The following is a 16073-nucleotide window of genomic DNA, read 5'->3' on the forward strand; positions in this document are numbered from 1 at the left end:
AATGAAATTTCTCGACTTCTTTCGCGCCAACAAAAAGCCAAGTACCGCGTCGGTAGCGAAAGAGCGTCTACAGATCATCGTGGCGCACGAACGCGGCCAACGCAGCACCCCGGACTACCTGCCAGCCTTGCAGAAGGAACTGGTCGAGGTGATCCGCAAGTACGTCAATATCGGTAACGATGACGTGCATGTCGCCCTGGAAAATGACGGCAGTTGCTCGATCCTGGAACTCAATATCACCCTGCCCGATCGTTGATCGAACGGGCGGTCGCCACGGCGGCTCTGCTACCTGGCCCCTGTACTGTTGTAGGAGCGAGCTTGCTCGCGAAGAACCTGAGAACACCGCGTTTCACCTGAATGAACGTGGTGCCGATGAGTTCTTCGCGAGCAAGCTCGCTCCTACAGGGTGAGGGGGCAGTCAGTGGAGCCGCCGTTGGCGTTTGTTACGAGACTGTTTAATGCCGCTGTCCAATATTCATATCCTGCATCAGGACGATGCTGTCCTGGTGGTGAACAAGCCGACCCTGCTGCTCTCGGTGCCTGGTCGCGCCGACGACAACAAGGACTGCCTGATCACCCGCCTGCAGGAAAACGGTTACCCTGAAGCCCGCATCGTCCATCGCCTGGACTGGGAAACCTCGGGGATCATCCTGCTGGCCCGGGACGCGGATACCCACCGTGAACTGTCCCGCCAGTTTCACGACCGTGAAACCGAAAAAGCCTACACCGCCCTGGCGTGGGGCCAGCCGGAACTGGACAGCGGCAGCATTGACCTGCCCCTGCGCTACGACCCGCCGACCAAGCCCCGCCATGTGGTCGACCATGAGTTCGGCAAACATGCGCTGACCTTCTGGAAAGTGCTGGAGCGTTGCGGCGACTGGTGCCGCGTAGAGCTGACACCCATCACCGGGCGCTCGCACCAGTTGCGCGTGCATATGTTGTCCATCGGGCATCCGTTGCTGGGAGATGGCTTGTACGCCCATGAGCAAGCCCTGGCTGCATGGCCGCGCCTGTGCCTGCATGCAAGCATGCTCAGCTTCACCCACCCGCAAAGCGGCGAGCGCCTGCGCTTCGAGTGCCCAGCCCCTTTTTAAGACAAAGACGATGACCTTGTAGGAGCGAGCTTGCTCGCGAAGAACCTGAGAACACCGCGTATAACCTGAATGGCTGCGGTGCCGTTGAGTTTTTCGCGAGCAAGCTCGCTCCTACAATGAATCGGCGGGGCCAATACGGTAAACTCCGCGCATTGCTGTCTGGAGCTATTTATGCGCGAAGCGTTGAATCAAGGCCTGATCGACTTCCTCAAGGCCTCCCCTACTCCTTTTCATGCCACTGCCGCCCTGGCCCAGCGCCTGGAAGCGGCCGGTTACCAGCGTCTCGACGAGCGCGACACCTGGGCCACCGAGGCCAACGGTCGCTACTACGTGACCCGCAACGATTCCTCGATCATCGCCTTCAAGCTCGGCCGCCAATCGCCGCTGCAGGACGGTATCCGCATGGTCGGCGCCCACACCGACAGCCCGTGCCTGCGGGTCAAGCCCCAGCCGGAGCTGCAACGCCAGGGCTTCTGGCAACTGGGCGTGGAAGTCTACGGCGGCGCGCTGCTGGCGCCCTGGTTCGACCGCGACCTGTCCCTGGCCGGGCGTGTCACCTTCCGCCGCGATGGCAAGGTCGAGAGCCAACTGATCGACTTCAAGCTGCCGATCGCCATCATTCCCAACCTGGCGATTCACCTCAACCGTGAAGCCAACCAGGGCTGGGCGATCAATGCCCAGACCGAGCTGCCGCCGATCCTGGCGCAGTTTGCCGGTGACGAGCGCGTGGATTTTCGCGCCGTGCTCACCGAACAGTTGGCCCGCGAGCATGGGTTGAATGCCGATGTGGTACTCGACTACGAGCTGAGCTTCTACGACACCCAAAGTGCCGCCGTGATCGGCCTCAATGGCGACTTCATTGCCGGTGCGCGCCTGGACAACCTGCTGTCGTGCTACGCCGGTTTGCAAGCCTTGCTCACCAGCGACACCGATGAAACCTGCGTGCTGGTGTGCAACGACCACGAAGAAGTCGGCTCCTGCTCGGCCTGCGGCGCCGATGGCCCGATGCTGGAGCAGACCCTGCGTCGCTTGCTGCCCGAAGGCGAAGAGTTCGTACGCACCATCCAGAAATCCCTGCTGGTGTCGGCAGACAACGCTCACGGTGTGCATCCCAACTACGCCGAGAAACACGACGCCAACCACGGCCCGAAACTCAACGCCGGCCCGGTGATCAAGGTCAACAGCAACCAGCGCTACGCCACCAACAGCGAAACCGCCGGGTTCTTCCGCCACCTGTGCATGGCCCAGGAAGTGCCAGTGCAAAGCTTCGTGGTGCGCAGCGACATGGGCTGCGGCTCGACCATCGGCCCCATCACTGCCAGCCACCTGGGGGTGCGCACCGTAGATATCGGCTTGCCGACGTTCGCCATGCACTCCATTCGAGAACTGTGCGGCAGCCATGACCTGGCGCATTTGGTCAAAGTGCTGGGTGCGTTCTACGCCAGTCGCGACTTGCCCTGAGACCGAGGCGCGCCCATCGCGGGCAAGCCCGCTCCCACATTTGATCTGTGAATGCATTTAAGTGTGGGAGCGGGCTTGCCCGCGATGGGTTTCCAACCAGACATAAAGCTATCTGACTCACATCAACTGCACTTCTGATAATCCGGCCTAGACTTGTCAGAACTTCCACTGCGACAAGGCCACCCTCTTCATGATCTCCATGTCCTCATTCCACGCCATGCTCATTCCCATCGTGATCGGCATGATCATGCTCGCGGTCGGCTTCAACTTTCGCGACAAGCCCCTGGGCGTGTTTGGCATGTGGATCGGCATGCTGTTGATCCTCGGCACCGTGCTCTACAAGATCCTCGCCAAACTGGCGCAGTGACAAATGCGCTCGCATTGGGCATAGCGGCCTCGTACACTCGGTCAATTCGTCGTTTTCAAGGTTGACCGCCTCGTGTTCTCCCGTCTGTTTGCCCTGCCCTGCTACCTGCTGATCGCCCTGCTCACATTGCTGCCAGTGACGCCCGCCCAAGCCGTGGGCTTGCCCGGGATGCTGGGCGGCTCCAGCAAGACCCAACCCCAGGCGGAAGTGCCCTTGGGGCAGTCGCTGGACGAAGTGATCAAGACCCTGGAAAACGACCAGCAACGCACCCAGTTGCTCAGTGACCTGAAGAAACTGCGCGCCGCCACGCAAAAGGCCCAGCCCGCCGCCGAACTCGGGGTACTCGGGTTGATCGGCAGTACGCTGTCGGGCTTTGAGCAGCAGTTTTCCGGCGCCGACAGCCCGCTGGGGCGCTGGTCCAATGAAGTCGACCTGGCCAAGGATGAACTGGCCGCCCTGATGTTGCCGGCCAGCGAATGGCTGCCGATCATCTTCGGTTTTGCCGTAATCCTGGCCGTATGGAGCCTGCTGGCCGCCGCGCTGATCTGGCTCAGCCATCGGGTACGCGAGCGTTTCGGCTTACCCGAAGAGTTACCGCAACATCCACGCACCTGGGACATGCTGCGCTTTGCCCTGCGCAAGCTGGGCCCCTGGCTGATCGCTTTGGTGATCACGGTTTACCTGAGCTACGCCCTGCCTTCCTCCCTGGGCAAATCCCTGGCGATGGTGCTGGCCTATGCCTTGGTGGTCGGCACCTGCTTCTCGGCCATCTGCGTGATTGCGTTCTCCGTACTCGATGGCCCGCACCGCCACCGCGCTCTGTATATCCTGCGCCACCAGGCGTTCCGTCCGCTGTGGTGGATCGGCAGTTTTGCCGCCTTTGGTGAAGCCTTGAGCGATCCGCGCCTGGTTGCAGCGCTCGGCCAGCACCTGGCCCACACTGCCGCAACCGTGGCCAATGTAATGGCGGCGCTGTCCACCGGTGTGTTTATCCTGCGTTTCCGCCGACCGATTGCGCACCTGATCCGCAACCAGCCGCTGTCGCGCCGCCTCAACCGCCGGGCGCTCACCGATACCCTGTCGATCATCGGCACCTTCTGGTACCTGCCGGCGCTGTTGCTGGTGGGCATTTCGCTGTTCGCCACCTTCCTGTCCGCCGGCGACACCAGCACCGCCCTGCGCCAGTCGCTGCTGTGCACGGTGTTGCTGGTGTTGTGCATGGTGATCAACGGCCTGGTGCGCCGCCACGCCCTCAAGCCGCACCGCGGGCACAAGCGCCATGCGCTGTATTCCGAGCGCCTCAAAGGCTTCGTCTACACCCTGGTACACCTGGCGGTGTGGCTGGTGTTCATCGAGCTGGGTTTGCGCGTGTGGGGCCTGTCGATGATTCGTTTTGCCGAAGGCGACGGCCATGAAATCGCCGTCAAGCTGGTGGGCCTTGGCGGGACCCTGCTGTTTGCCTGGCTGATCTGGATCCTCGCCGACACGGCCATTCACCACGCCCTGACCCGCTCGCGCAAAGGCCTGGCCAACGCGCGTGCGCAAACCATGATGCCGCTGATCCGCAACGTGCTGTTCGTGACCATCTTCATCATCGCCGCCATCGTGGCGCTGGCGAACATGGGCATGAACGTGACGCCCCTGCTGGCCGGTGCGGGCGTGATCGGTATCGCCATCGGCTTTGGTGCGCAATCGCTGGTAGCCGACTTGATCACCGGTTTGTTCATCATCATCGAAGACTCCCTGGCCATCGACGACTACGTGGATGTCGGCGGCCACCTCGGTACCGTAGAGGGCCTGACCATCCGTACCGTGCGCCTGCGCGATATCGACGGCATCGTGCACACCATCCCGTTCAGCGAAATCAAGAGCATCAAGAACTACTCCCGCGAGTTCGGCTATGCGATCTTCCGCGTGGCGATCCCCTACAACATGGAAATCGACGACGCGATCAAACTGATGCGCGAGGTCGGCCATGCCATGCGCAACGACCCACTGCAACGCCGCAATATCTGGTCGCCGCTGGAGATCCAGGGTGTGGAAAGTTTCGAGTCCGGCAGCGCGATCCTGCGCGCACGCTTCAAGACCGCGCCGATCAAGCAGTGGGAAGTGTCGCGGGCATTCAACCTGTCGCTCAAGCGGCACCTGGATGAAGCCGGGCTGGACCTGGCGACACCGCGCTTGAGCGTGCAGGTGCAGACTGCCGGCAGCGTGCAGGAGAAAGATCCACAACAATAAGCAAGGAGAGGTTGGTATGCGAATGAACGGTCTGACACACCAATGGGTCTTGGGTCTGCTCGGCGCGGTCGCGAGCAGTGCAGTGATCGCCGCCAGCAGCGGTCAGGACAGTGCCCGGGAGGAAATTGCCGCCCAGGCAAAAATCCTCGAACCCAGCCTGTTGGAAACCCGCCGCGATATCCACGCCCATCCGGAACTGGGCAATACCGAAACCCGCACCGCCGAGTTGGTCGCCAAACAGTTGCGCGAACTTGGCCTTGAAGTAAAGACCGGGGTGGCCCGCACTGGCGTCGTCGCCATCTTGAAAGGCGCCCTGCCCGGCCCGACTGTGGCCCTGCGTGCCGACATGGATGCGCTGCCGGTCAAGGAAGTGGCCGACCTGCCCTTCGCCTCCAAAGCCAAGGGCACCTATCTGGGCAAAGAAGTCGACGTGATGCACGCCTGTGGCCACGACGCCCATACCGCCATCTTGCTGAGCACTGCGAAGATTCTTACCGGCATGCGCGACCGCCTGCCCGGCACCGTGGTGTTTTATTTCCAACCGGCCGAAGAAGGCCCCAGCGACTTTATCCCCGACGGCAAGAACACCTGGGGCGCGAAGATGATGGTGCAGGAAGGCGTGATGAAAGCGCCCAAGCCTGATGCGGTGTTCGGCCTGCATGTGTGGGCTGGCGTGCCTGCCGGGCAAATCGCCTACCGCCCGGGCCCGACCCTGGCCAGCTCCGATGACCTGCGCATCAGGATCCTCGGCAAACAGACCCACGCCGGCCGCCCCTGGGACGGTATCGACCCGATCACCGTCGGCGCGCAAACCATTGTCGGCCTGCAGACCGTGGTCAGCCGCCGTACCGATATTTCGTCATTCCCCTCTGTCGTGAGCATCGGCACCATCAACGGTGGCACCCGCTACAACATTATCCCCGAGTCGGTAGACATGAGCGGCACCATTCGCTCCTACGACTACGGCATCCGCCAGAAGCTGCATGGGGATGTGCGCCAGACCGTAGAAAAAATCGCCGAAAGCGGTGGCGCCAAGGCCGAAGTGACGATCATCGAGAAGTACGACCCCACCATCAACAACCCGGCGCTGACCGAAAAAATGCTGCCGAGCCTGCGCTGGGCAGCTCAGAATGATGTGGTGCAAGGCCCGCTGGTGGGTGGCGCCGAAGACTTCTCGTTCTATGCCAAGGAGGCGCCGGGGTTGTTTGTCTTCCTGGGGGTAACGCCAAGGGACCAGGACATGAGCAAGGCGGCACCGAATCACAACCCAGGGTTCTTTGTGGATGAGTCGGCGTTGGTGGTGGGCGTGAGGACGCTGGCGTCGTTGGCGACGGATTACCTCTATACCCACCCCCCCTTGTAGGAGCGAGCTTGCTCGCGAAGAACTTAAGAGCGCCGCGTTTACTCAGGGTAACCGCGGCGTTCTTGCGTTTTTCGCGAGCAAGCTCGCTCCTACACAGGGTATTGGGGTGAATCAGTTGGCGAGGGCCGCGCCGTCCATTTTCTGGCGCAGGCTCAACGGCCGCATGTCGGTCCACACTTCCTCGATATACGCCAGGCACTCCTTCTTCATGCCACTCTTGCCCACGGTACGCCAGCCTTCCGGCACGGCCTTGTAGTCGGGCCAGATCGAATACTGTTCTTCATGGTTGACCACTACCTGAAACAGGATGTCGTCGCGGTCAAATACTGAGGTCATTGCTGTTCTCCATCGCTCAAAGGCTGGCTGCGCACCACGCGCAGCGCTGATATCTGTAGAAACGTACCAAGGGCCTGGAAAATTACACGCTGGCCACGGCCGCCGCCAAGGCGCGCCCGAAAATCTCGGCCACCTGGTCGACTTCGCCTGCGGTGATCACCAGCGGTGGCAGGAAACGCACCACACTGCCATGGCGCCCGCCCAGTTCCAGGATCAGCCCGCGCTTGAGGCATTCACGCTGCACCAGCGGCGCCAACTGGCGATGCACCGGTGGGTGGCCCTGACTATCAGGCGTGCCCGTTGGGTCTACCAGTTCCACCCCCAGCATCAGCCCACGCCCGCGGATATCCCCCAGGTGCGGGAAGTCGCGCTGCAGGATGCGCAGGTGTTCGCCCAGGCGCTCGCCCATGGCGGCCGCATGGCCTGCCAGGTCGTGATCCTTGAGGTAGCGCATCACCGCCGAGCCCGCCGCCATCGCCATCTGGTTGCCGCGGAAGGTCCCGGCATGGGCACCCGGCAGCCAGGTGTCGAGCCAGTCGCGATACACCACCACCGCCAGCGGCAGGCTGCCGCCAATCGCCTTGGACATGACCACCACGTCCGGGATGATGCCGGCGTGTTCGAAGGCAAACATTTTGCCGGTACGCCCAAAACCACTCTGGATTTCATCGACGATCAGCGCCACCCCCGCTTGCGCGGTGATGCGGCGCAGGCCACGCAGCCAGTCGAGGTCCGCCGGGATCACGCCACCCTCGCCCTGGACCACTTCGACAATCACCGCGGCTGGCAGCAACACGCCGGCCTCCGGATCGTTGAGCAGGTTTTCCAGGTAATGCAGGTTGACCCGCACACCTTCGGTACCACCCAGCCCAAACGGGCAACGGTAGTCATACGGGAATGGCAGGAATTGCACGCCATTGCCGAGCAAGGCGCCCAAGGGTTTCTTGGGCCCCAGGCTGCCCATCAAACTCAGCGCGCCCTGGCTCATACCGTGATAGCCGCCCTGGAACGACAGCACGGTGCTGCGCCCGGTAGCGGTGCGCACCAGCTTCAACGCAGCCTCCACCGCATCGGTGCCGGTGGGGCCGCAGAACTGGATTTTGGCTTCCCGCGCCAGTTCCGAGGGCAGCAAACCGAACAGGTCCTGCACGAATTGATCCTTGACCGGCGTAGTCAGGTCCAGGGTATGCAGGGGCAGTTCGTCGCTCAGCACTTGCTGGATGGCCTGGATCACCACCGGGTGGTTATGCCCCAGCGCCAGGGTTCCGGCACCGGCCAGGCAGTCGATGAACCGGCGCCCCTCCACGTCCTCCACATAAATGCCCTTGGCGCGCTTGAGTGCCAGGGGGATGCGCCGCGGGTAGCTGCGGGCGTTGGATTCCTGCTGGCGCTGGCGGGCCAGCAGCGGGCTTTCGTCAAACTGATAGAGCGTTTCCGCGGCCTGCACCGGGGCGTCTTCGATACGGCTGGTAGCGACTGACATCTCTGGATCCCTCAATACGCTGATGATGGTGACCAAACTGCCGATCCGTTGGCGTCTGGCCCAAGGGCATGCGCACGGATTTCCTGTTGTGGAGACGCTTCAGATGCACGGGGATTTAGGAGGTTGGTCGGATATTTACCGACTGTGCAGTTCGCCGCAGCCACCGGTAACCACGATGCGAAGCGAGTCGCTCTTGCTCTTGCTCTTGCTCTCAGGCGCCCCGTTAAACCACGCTGGCCGGAATTCGACAGGGATTTGGGGGGGAAACCGGCAGGGATGCCGGTTTAGCCGCCCCGCGCCATGGATGGCGCGTGGCGGCGGCCCCCCAAATCACTGGCGGATTACGGGCACACCGAGCCAAAGCGAGGTGCCGAGTGGTGGGGCAAGAGCGTTTTGCTTACTTTTGCGCTTTTCAAAAGTGAGCCGCTGTCAGAGCGGAACCCTAAGTGGCCGTTACCGCAGCAATGGATATACACACAATCCAACTGTGTTGACTGCCAGGCCGCCTTCGCGAGCAAGCCCGCTCCCACAGTTTGATTGTGGGGTGTCAGGTAGATAGGTGTCGGCTGTCAGGCCGTCATCGCAGGCAAGCCAGCTCCCACATTTGGATCGCGGCGCGTCAGGTAGATAAGCGTCGGCTGTCAGGCCGTCTTCGCAGGCAAGCCCCCCTCCCGCATGGGGCCCCACATTTGAACAGTGCTCGGCATCAAATCCCGCGGTACTTTTCGTTCAGTGCATACAAGACCGCACAAGTCTCTGCATCCAGGAACCCACAATAATCCTCTGACCGAAAGTGCATCTGGAACGCCCGGGTGCGCTGCTCAAAGGCCAGGCGGTTCTGCGCGGGCTTGTAGCCATAACGCTGAAACGCCCGCTCCACTTCGACCTCCGGCGGCAAGCCGACACAAAAGCGGCGCTGGTACATCGCCCGGGTCGACTCATCAAACCAGGCCCCGATACCGGCTTCATGCAGCGCACGCCAGGGCAGCCGAGGCCCAGGGTCGCTCTTGCGCCAGTAGGCCACATCCGAATGCCCGAGCCAGTCAGTGGGGCCCACCTGCGGATAGCGCTCCAGCAGGTCGCGAAGCAATTCAATCAGTAGGTCAATCTGTGCCGGTGCGTACTCCGGAAAGGTAAAGACCCCCGCTTCATCCCGCGCCAGGTTGACGATTTCAATGCCCACCGAGCGGCTGTTGAGATCGGCCTTCCCCGCCCAATAGCTCACGCCTGCGTGCCAGGCGCGCTGGTCCTCGCCCACCAGGCGAAACACCCGCAACTCTTCATAACCGGCAGCGCGGTAGCTGGGTTCAGCGGGGTCGGGCAGCAGATAGTGGGCGCTGACGCCATCTTGGGTGAGGGTGCGTAGCGAGGAAGCAAAGGGCGCAGCGGTGTAGTGCACAATCACCTGCTGCACGGATTCGCCGCGGCGGTCGTTGAAATCCCTGGCGGGGAAACTGGTGTCTATCACCAACATAAGAACAGTCCTTTTCAATTCAGGCCGACTCATTCGGCCCGTTCAAGCACAAAAAAATTACCGCCATCCTGAAGATTTGAGCCTCAGGCGGGCGGTAATTATTTGCCACATGAAAAGGGCAGCTCAGCGCCGCAACGGCATGCCCAGGTCGACCCGCATACCATCGGGCTGGCTGTCGAAGTGCAACGAGCAGGAACAGCGCTGCACGATCGCCTGGACAATCGCCAGGCCCAGGCCACAGCCTTCGCTGCTGCCATTGCGCCAGAACCGCTGGGTGAGGTATTGCAGGTCTTCGCTGGAGATCTGCTGGCCATGGTCACGCACGCGGAACACCACGTTATCCAGGGTAGAAAACACCTGCAGTTCCACGCGGGTATCGGCCGGGGTATGGCGCAAGGCGTTGTCCAGCAGGTTACGCAGGGCCGCGACGGCAAGGCCCACGGGCATTGCTACTGGAACAGGGGAAAGATCCGGCGCCAGGATCAGATCAATGCGTGAATTGTCGCCGGCGTTGGCATCCTGGATCGCCAACCTGGCGACTTCCTCGGCACTGGACTGCAGGCCATCGTCAAACGACAGGCTGCCCTCCACCCGCGCCAGCAACAACAGTTGCTCCAGGGTGCGATGCAAGCGATCGGCGCCCTCCTCGGCGTGCGCCAGGGACTGGTCGCGGGCCGCGCCCTCGGTCATGCGCGCGACTTGCAGGTGGGTCTTGATCGCGGTCAACGGGCTGCGCAGTTCATGGGCGGCGTCGCCGGTCAGGCGACGTTCGCGCTCGATGGTCTTGGCGATACGCTGCAGCAGTTGGTTCTGGGTGTCGAGCAACGGCTTGAGTTCACTGGGCAGCGGGTGAATCTGCAAGGGTTCGAGGGAGTCGGCACTGCGCCGCATCAAGGCATCACGCATACGGTTGAGCGGCACCAGGCTCTGGCCAATGCCCAGCCACAGCAGGCACAGGCAGCCCAGCAACGCCACGCCGACCGGCACCGAAGCCGCCAGCAGGATCGACAGGTTGAGGGCCTCGCGCTCCACCTGGCGGTCGGCGGTGGTGATCAGCAGGTCGCCACGGGACAGGGTAAAACTGCGCCAGCCCACGCCGTCGATGATCTGGTCACGAAAACCGCTGCGGCGCGACTCCAACCCTTCCTCTGGCGTGGTATGGCTGCGCGCCAGGATCTCGCCACGCAAGGAACTGACCTGGCAAGCCATGCCGCCCGGCACATTCAGTTGTTCGGTGCGCAAATGCGCGCCCCCGCTGACGCTGGCCAGGCCCGGCATCTGCTCGGTGAGCCCGGCCACCATGCGCGCCGAAGCCACCAGGCGCTGGTCGAGGGAAAACATCATCTGGTTGCGCAAGTCGTTGAGCATCCAGGCGGCCGCCAGCACCCAGATCAGCACAAAAGCGGCGCCCAGCTTGAACGTCAGGCGCAGACGCAAGCTCATCACGGCGTGTTTTCTCCCCCATCAGCCGTGCCCAGGCGATAGCCCAGCCCCCTGACGGTTTCGACGATGCCGTTGCCCAACTTGCGCCGCAGGTGGTGGATATGCACGTTGAGGGCGTTGCTTTCCAGTTCGTCGCTGAAGCCGTAGACGCTGTCCTTGAGCTGTTCGCTGGACAGTACGCGGCCCTTGTTGTGCAACAGCGCCTGCAACAACGCCTGTTCACGCCGGGACAGGTCCACCGGCTGGCCGCCGAGGAAGGTCTCGCGGCTGCTGGGGTCGTAGGCCAGGCGGCCATGTTCGATCAGGTTGACGCTGCGCCCCGCCACGCGGCGCAACAGGGTTTGCAGGCGAGCGGCGAGCTCACGCAGGTCGAAAGGCTTGAGCAGGTAGTCGTCGGCGCCGGCTTGCAGGCCGTCGACGCGGTTGGTCACCGAGTCCCGCGCGGTGAGGATCAGCACCGGAATGTCCAACCCCTGGCTGCGCTGTTGTTGCAGCAGCTTGAGGCCGTCTTCGTCGGGCAGGCCGAGGTCGAGCACCATGATGTCGAAGGCCGCGGCCTTGAGCATCGCCCGCGCAGCCGAGGCCGTGGCCACGCGCTCCACGGTAAAGCCCTGGGCGGTCAGGCCGGCCACGATGCCACTGGCGATCAGTTCGTCGTCTTCACAGACCAGTACGTGCATGGTTAACCCTTCATGAAAGATGGCGCGATTAGAAAAGCCACGGATTAAGCGCGCATTATGCCGCTAAAGTTCGCAACACCGGATAACACCTACGCTCTAGAATAGCTGCGGTTAATCATCGGTTAATCAACGCCACACATTGTGTGCCTCACTTGCATCGAACTAAGGCTTGACCATGCGGCATCTGTTTACCCTTCTGCTGGTGTTGTTCGCGGGATTTGCCCAGGCAGCGCCGGGCAGCCCCTTCGAAACCAAACCCGACTTCCTCCCGGTGGGCAAAGCCTTCGCCTTTACCTCCGAACGTCTAGAAAGCGGCGAAACCCAGCTGTTTTGGCAGATTGCCGACGGTTACTACCTGTACCAGCAGCGCATGAAGTTCGACGGCCTGGCCGAAAAACCCGTGCTGCCCGAGGGTGAAGCCCATAGCGACGAGTTCTTTGGCGAACAGCAAGTGTATCGCCAGGGCCTGGAAGTGAAGATCCCCGCCGGCACCACCGGCCAGGTCAAGCTCGGCTGGCAGGGCTGCGCCGATGCGGGCCTGTGCTATCCACCGCAGTCGATCACCGTCGACCTGGGCGGCAACCCGGCCGTCGCCGCGACCGCGCAAGCCCAGGATCAAAGCCTGGCCAGCGGCCTGCAGCAGCGCAGCCTGGGGTGGAGCCTGCTGGTGTTCTTCGGCCTGGGCCTGCTGTTGGCGTTTGCGCCCTGCTCGTTGCCGATGCTGCCGATCCTCGCCGGCCTGGTGGTGGGCAGTGGCGCCAGCCCGCGCCGTGGCTTTGCCCTGGCTGGCAGCTACGTGGTGTGCATGGCGCTGGTGTATGCCGCCCTGGGGGTGATGGCCGCATTGCTCGGCGCCAACCTGGCGGCGTTGCTGCAAACGCCGTGGATCCTCGGCAGCTTTGCGGCGTTGTTCGTGTTGCTCGCCCTGCCGATGTTCGGCTTCTTTGAACTGCAACTGCCCGCCTTCCTGCGTGACCGCCTCGATAACGTCAGCCGCCAGCAAAGCGGTGGCAGCCTGGTGGGTGCCGGTGCGCTCGGCGCATTGTCCGGCCTGCTGGTGGGGCCGTGCATGACCGCGCCCCTGGCTGGCGCCCTGCTGTACATCGCCCAGAGCGGCAATGCGCTGCACGGTGGCCTGATCCTGTTTGCCATGGGCATCGGTATCGGCATTCCGCTGTTGCTGCTGGTCACCGTGGGCAATCGCTTCCTGCCCAAGCCAGGCACCTGGATGAACGTGCTCAAGGGCATCTTCGGCTTCCTCTTCCTGGGCACCGCGGTGCTGATGATTCGCCCGGTAGTCAGCGACAGCCTGTGGATCGGCCTGTGGGGCGCCTTGGCGCTGGTGATGGCCTACTGTGGCTGGACACTGGCCCGTGAGTTCGGCCTGGCGGCCAAGGTGCTCGGCGCCGGTTCCCTGGTGCTGGGCCTGTGGGGCGCGGTGCTGGTGGTGGGGGCGGCCGGTGGCAGCGATGAGCTGTGGCAACCGTTGAAGGTCTACAGCGGCTCGCGGGTCGCCGGTGCACCCAGCGCTCACGATGCCTTCACCACGGTAAGCGACCCGACTGTACTGCAAAGCCAACTCGACAGCGCCAAGGCCCAGGGCCAGTGGGTGTTGCTGGACTACTACGCCGACTGGTGCGTGTCGTGCAAGATCATGGAAAAACAGGTCTTCGGCAAACCCGAAGTGATGGACGCGCTCAAAGACGTGCGCCTGTTGCGCCTGGACGTCACCGCCGACAACGCCGCCAGCCGCGAGCTGCTGGGCCGCTACAAAGTACCGGGGCCACCGAGCTTCGTATGGATCGGCCCGGACGGTGAAGAACGCCGCGCCCAACGCATCACCGGCGAAGTAGATGCCGCCGCCTTCCTGCAACGCTGGACCCAGACGCGGGACGCTCTCTGATGCTGACCCTCACCATCGGCACCTTCGCAATCGCCCTGAATCACCTGCTGCTGATCAGCGCGCTGATTCTCGCCACCCTGGTGGGCTGGCGCGTGGCCAAGCGCGGCGGCGAAAACCCGGAGTCGGTGCTGTTCAGCCTGTTCCTGCTGGGCCTGCTCGCCGCCCGGGTCAGTTTTGTGCTGATGTACTGGAGTTATTACAGCAACGACTGGGTGGAGATGGTCGACCTGCGTGACGGCGGCTTTCTCGCCTGGCCCGGCATCATCGCGTTGATTCTCGGCGCGCTGGTCTACGGCTGGCGTCGCCCTGCCCTGCGCAAGCCGCTCAGCGCCGGGGTGATCACCGGCCTGTTGTTCTGGGGCATGACCAGCCTGTCCCTCAGTCTGTACGAAAAAGGCACGCGCCTGCCGGATATCACCCTGCGCAATGCCAATGGCGAGGTGGTGCAACTGGCGGATTATCAAGGCGGCCCGTTGGTGATCAACCTCTGGGCCACCTGGTGCCCGCCGTGCCGACGCGAAATGCCGGTGCTGGAAAACGCCCAGCGCATGCGCCCCGACGTGACCTTCCTGTTCGTCAACCAGGCCGAAAGCATGCAAAGCGTCAGCACCTACCTGGCCACGCAGGGCCTGAACCTCGACAACGTGCTGTTCGACGCCAGCGGCCGCCTCGGCCAGGCTGTGGGTTCCATGGCGCTGCCGACCACGTTGTTCTACCAAGCCGATGGGCGCCTGATCAACAGCCACTTGGGCGAACTCTCCGAAGCCAGCCTGGCCCGTGCCATGGAACCCTTCGACAACACCACGACAAGGAAACCGACATGCCTCGCCTCCGCCACCTGCTGACCCTGCTGCCTTTGACGCTAGCCGCTACGCTGGCCCAGGCCGAAGACCTGCCGGCCCCGATCAAACAGATCGAAGCCAAGGGTGCCAAGATCATCGGAAAATTCGATGCGCCCAGCGGTCTCACCGGCTACGCCGCCCAGTACCAGAACCGTGGCATGGCCCTGTACCTGACCGCCGACGGCAAGCACGTGATCGCGGGCAACCTGTACGACGCTCAAGGCAATGACCTGAGCACCGCGCCCCTGGAAAAACTGGTGTACGCACCGATGGCCAAGGAAGTCTGGGCCAAGATGGAAAACAGCAGTTGGATCCAGGACGGCGATAAAAACGCCCCGCGCACCGTCTACCTGTTCAGCGACCCCAACTGCCCGTACTGCAACATGTTCTGGGAACAGGCCCGCCCGTGGGTGAAGGCCGGCAAGGTGCAGTTGCGCCACATCATGGTCGGTATCATCCGCGAAGACAGCCCAGGCAAATCCGCCGCCCTGCTCGCGGCCAAAGACCCGCAAAAAGCCCTGCAAGAACACGAAGCCGCCGGCAAAGGCAGCAAGCTCAAGGCGCTGGAAAAGATCCCGGCCGAGGTCGAGGCCAAGCTCGATGCCAATATGAAGTTGATGGATGAACTGGAGTTGTCGGCGACGCCGGCGATTTTCTATCTGGATGACAAGGGTGGGCTGCAGCAGCAGCAAGGGGCGCCTTCGCCGGATAAGCTGGTGAAGATTCTCGGGCCAAAATAAGCGCCGCCATCGCGGGCGCCATCGCAGGCAAGCCAGCTCCCACATTTGAATGTATTCGCAACTCAAAATATGGGAGCTGGCTTGCCTGCGATGAGCATAGGTATCTACACAACTTTGTGGGTTGTAACAGCAGACGGTAACCACGATGCGAAGCGAGTCGCTCTTGCTCTTGATCTGCTTTTGATCTTGATCTTAAGCGCCCCGTCAAACCACGCTGGCCGGAATTCGACAGGGATTTGGGGGGTAAACCGGCAGGGATGCCGGTTTAGCCGCCCCGCGCCATGGATGGCGCGTGGCGGCGGCCCCCCAAATCACTGGCGGATTACGGGCACACCGAGCCTAGGCGAGGTGCCGAGTGGTGGGGCAAGAGCCTTTTGGTTACTTTTGGCTGGGCCGGCATTCCGGCTCTTTTCAAAAGTGACCCGCTGTAAAAGCGGAACCAATAGCAGCCATTACCGCAGGAACGGATATGTACGCGGTCTGATCCGAGATCCTGGTCGGCTTTCAGGCCGCCTTCGCAGGCAAGCCAGCTCCCACATTTGGATCGCGGTGCGTCAGCTCGATCAGCGTCGGCTGCCAGGCCGTCACGGGAGCAAGCTCCCTCGCCACAGGTCCAGCGTCGCGCCGAAGTTGTGTAGATACCTATGCT

The 16073-nt window shown here is 62.7% G+C and carries 14 protein-coding genes; 9 read left to right on the top strand and 5 right to left on the bottom strand.

Annotated features, from left to right (window positions below; all coding sequences use genetic code 11):
• Position 1: 1 nt before the first annotated feature.
• From minE to BUE92_RS26285, 6 genes are all read left to right on the top strand, one after another.
• Complete coding sequence (gene minE, locus BUE92_RS26265; RefSeq protein WP_003175252.1) at positions 2-256, top strand: cell division topological specificity factor MinE; 255 nt, start codon at positions 2-4, stop codon at positions 254-256.
• Between the two features lie 202 nt (positions 257-458).
• Positions 459-1094: an RluA family pseudouridine synthase gene (locus BUE92_RS26270; RefSeq protein WP_005789965.1), complete on the top strand. Its 636-nt coding sequence runs from the start codon at positions 459-461 to the stop codon at positions 1092-1094.
• Between the two features lie 171 nt (positions 1095-1265).
• The gene (locus BUE92_RS26275; protein WP_003192841.1) at positions 1266-2555 is read left to right on the top strand and encodes a M18 family aminopeptidase; all 1290 of its coding nucleotides are present in this window, start codon (positions 1266-1268) and stop codon (positions 2553-2555) included.
• A 199-nt stretch (positions 2556-2754) separates the two neighbouring features.
• Positions 2755-2922, top strand: coding sequence for a hypothetical protein (locus tag BUE92_RS28585; protein ID WP_003192842.1), 168 nt, complete (start codon positions 2755-2757; stop codon positions 2920-2922).
• Between the two features lie 72 nt (positions 2923-2994).
• The gene (locus BUE92_RS26280; RefSeq protein ID WP_073527057.1) at positions 2995-5160 is read left to right on the top strand and encodes a mechanosensitive ion channel family protein; all 2166 of its coding nucleotides are present in this window, start codon (positions 2995-2997) and stop codon (positions 5158-5160) included.
• 16 nt (positions 5161-5176) lie between these two features.
• Positions 5177-6523, top strand: coding sequence for an amidohydrolase (locus BUE92_RS26285; protein ID WP_073527058.1), 1347 nt, complete (start codon positions 5177-5179; stop codon positions 6521-6523).
• A gap of 111 nt (positions 6524-6634) precedes the next feature.
• Here BUE92_RS26285 and BUE92_RS26290 read toward each other — a convergent pair whose 3' ends face one another.
• The 5 genes from BUE92_RS26290 to BUE92_RS26315 form a co-directional block, all read right to left on the bottom strand.
• Positions 6635-6859 carry an MbtH family protein gene (locus tag BUE92_RS26290; protein ID WP_003192847.1) on the bottom strand — a complete coding sequence of 75 codons (225 nt, stop codon included), beginning with the start codon at positions 6857-6859 and terminating at the stop codon, positions 6635-6637.
• An 82-nt stretch (positions 6860-6941) separates the two neighbouring features.
• Complete coding sequence (locus tag BUE92_RS26295; RefSeq protein ID WP_073527059.1) at positions 6942-8342, bottom strand: aspartate aminotransferase family protein; 1401 nt, start codon at positions 8340-8342, stop codon at positions 6942-6944.
• Between the two features lie 706 nt (positions 8343-9048).
• Positions 9049-9816, bottom strand: coding sequence for an N-acetylmuramoyl-L-alanine amidase (locus tag BUE92_RS26305; RefSeq protein WP_073527061.1), 768 nt, complete (start codon positions 9814-9816; stop codon positions 9049-9051).
• A 123-nt stretch (positions 9817-9939) separates the two neighbouring features.
• On the bottom strand, positions 9940-11259 hold the full coding sequence (locus BUE92_RS26310) for an ATP-binding protein (protein ID WP_073527062.1): 1320 nt from the start codon (positions 11257-11259) through the stop codon (positions 9940-9942).
• Positions 11259-11939: a response regulator gene (locus BUE92_RS26315; RefSeq protein ID WP_014719307.1), complete on the bottom strand. Its 681-nt coding sequence runs from the start codon at positions 11937-11939 to the stop codon at positions 11259-11261. The genes BUE92_RS26310 and BUE92_RS26315 overlap by 1 nt, the downstream gene beginning before the upstream one ends.
• Before the next feature lie 175 nt (positions 11940-12114).
• Here BUE92_RS26315 and dsbD point away from each other — a divergent pair, with 175 nt between their 5' ends.
• Genes dsbD through dsbG form a run of 3 tightly spaced genes read left to right on the top strand, consistent with a single transcriptional unit; the run spans position 12115 to position 15424 of the window.
• Complete coding sequence (dsbD, locus tag BUE92_RS26320) at positions 12115-13842, top strand: protein-disulfide reductase DsbD (protein ID WP_073527063.1); 1728 nt, start codon at positions 12115-12117, stop codon at positions 13840-13842.
• Positions 13842-14687 (top strand): TlpA disulfide reductase family protein, encoded by an 846-nt coding sequence (locus tag BUE92_RS26325; RefSeq protein ID WP_073527064.1) that lies wholly within the window; start codon positions 13842-13844, stop codon positions 14685-14687. Before dsbD ends, BUE92_RS26325 begins: the two co-directional genes overlap by 1 nt.
• A complete protein-coding gene (dsbG, locus tag BUE92_RS26330; RefSeq protein ID WP_020302229.1) occupies positions 14663-15424 on the top strand; it encodes a thiol:disulfide interchange protein DsbG in 762 nt (253 codons plus the stop codon). The genes BUE92_RS26325 and dsbG overlap by 25 nt, the downstream gene beginning before the upstream one ends.
• Positions 15425-16073 lie beyond the last annotated feature (649 nt).

Source organism: Pseudomonas fluorescens (assembly GCF_001902145.1).
Taxonomy (GTDB): Bacteria; Pseudomonadota; Gammaproteobacteria; order Pseudomonadales; family Pseudomonadaceae; genus Aquipseudomonas; species Aquipseudomonas fluorescens_BV.

Coding starts and splice junctions, on each gene's coding strand:
- BUE92_RS26325 (WP_073527064.1), top strand. CDS start 13,842: ATGCTGACCCTCACCATCGGCACCTTCGCAATCGCCCTGAATCACCTG.
- BUE92_RS26285 (WP_073527058.1), top strand. CDS start 5,177: ATGCGAATGAACGGTCTGACACACCAATGGGTCTTGGGTCTGCTCGGC.
- BUE92_RS26310 (WP_073527062.1), bottom strand. CDS start 11,259: ATGAGCTTGCGTCTGCGCCTGACGTTCAAGCTGGGCGCCGCTTTTGTG.
- BUE92_RS26270 (WP_005789965.1), top strand. CDS start 459: ATGCCGCTGTCCAATATTCATATCCTGCATCAGGACGATGCTGTCCTG.
- BUE92_RS26290 (WP_003192847.1), bottom strand. CDS start 6,859: ATGACCTCAGTATTTGACCGCGACGACATCCTGTTTCAGGTAGTGGTC.
- dsbD (WP_073527063.1), top strand. CDS start 12,115: ATGCGGCATCTGTTTACCCTTCTGCTGGTGTTGTTCGCGGGATTTGCC.
- BUE92_RS26275 (WP_003192841.1), top strand. CDS start 1,266: ATGCGCGAAGCGTTGAATCAAGGCCTGATCGACTTCCTCAAGGCCTCC.
- BUE92_RS26305 (WP_073527061.1), bottom strand. CDS start 9,816: ATGTTGGTGATAGACACCAGTTTCCCCGCCAGGGATTTCAACGACCGC.
- dsbG (WP_020302229.1), top strand. CDS start 14,663: ATGCCTCGCCTCCGCCACCTGCTGACCCTGCTGCCTTTGACGCTAGCC.
- BUE92_RS26295 (WP_073527059.1), bottom strand. CDS start 8,342: ATGTCAGTCGCTACCAGCCGTATCGAAGACGCCCCGGTGCAGGCCGCG.
- BUE92_RS26315 (WP_014719307.1), bottom strand. CDS start 11,939: ATGCACGTACTGGTCTGTGAAGACGACGAACTGATCGCCAGTGGCATC.
- minE (WP_003175252.1), top strand. CDS start 2: ATGAAATTTCTCGACTTCTTTCGCGCCAACAAAAAGCCAAGTACCGCG.
- BUE92_RS28585 (WP_003192842.1), top strand. CDS start 2,755: ATGTCCTCATTCCACGCCATGCTCATTCCCATCGTGATCGGCATGATC.